Raw genomic sequence first — 683 nt, forward strand, 5'->3', positions numbered from 1 at the left:
CTGTGCGAACCGAATTTACGTCGAACGTGCCGTCGTCGATGAATTCTCGGAGCGTTTCATCAAAGAGGTCGAAGCGCTGAAAGTCGGGAACGGTCTAGAGGAAGGTGTCGACATCGGTCCGCTCATCGACGACGATGCGCTCAGTAAAGTCGAAAAGCATATCGAGGACGCTCAAATTCGCGGTGGTGAAGTATACGGTGGTGAAGTATTAGACGGTTTATTCATTCGTCCGGCAGTCATCCGTTACGCGAATGAAGACATGCTCTGCATGAATGAAGAGACATTTGGTCCGGTTGCTCCAATCGCGACATTCGATTCACTCGAAGAAGTAATCAAACGAGCAAATAATACACCGTTCGGCTTAGCCGCTTATCTATTCACGCAAGACATCAACGAAGCGGTCTATTTAGCAGAGTCGTTAGAGTATGGAATCGTTGGTGTGAATGATGGTCTTCCGTCAACTCCTCAAGCGCCGTTCGGTGGATGGAAAGAAAGTGGACTCGGGCGTGAAGGTGGTCACCACGGCATCGAAGAATTTTTAGAAGTCAAATACATCTCACTCGGGTTGTAAGTATAGGCATACAAAAAGGCTTGTCGCATGTGCGACAAGCCTTTTCTTATCGGTTGACCCATTCGACTAAATCGTTCGGCGATTTGATGACGTGATCCGCAAGCGCCCACTC

Annotated in this window: 1 protein-coding gene; it reads left to right on the forward strand. The window is 48.8% G+C overall.

The window, feature by feature from the left end; genetic code table 11:
- Positions 1 to 571: aldehyde dehydrogenase family protein (locus tag ON063_RS14755; protein WP_274665641.1), on the forward strand; the 571-nt coding region annotated here is incomplete at its 5' end.
- Positions 572 to 683 lie beyond the last annotated feature (112 nt).

Origin of the sequence: Exiguobacterium sp. B2(2022) (genome assembly GCF_028823655.1) — a bacterium.
Lineage (GTDB): Bacteria > Bacillota > Bacilli > Exiguobacteriales > Exiguobacteriaceae > Exiguobacterium > Exiguobacterium aestuarii_A.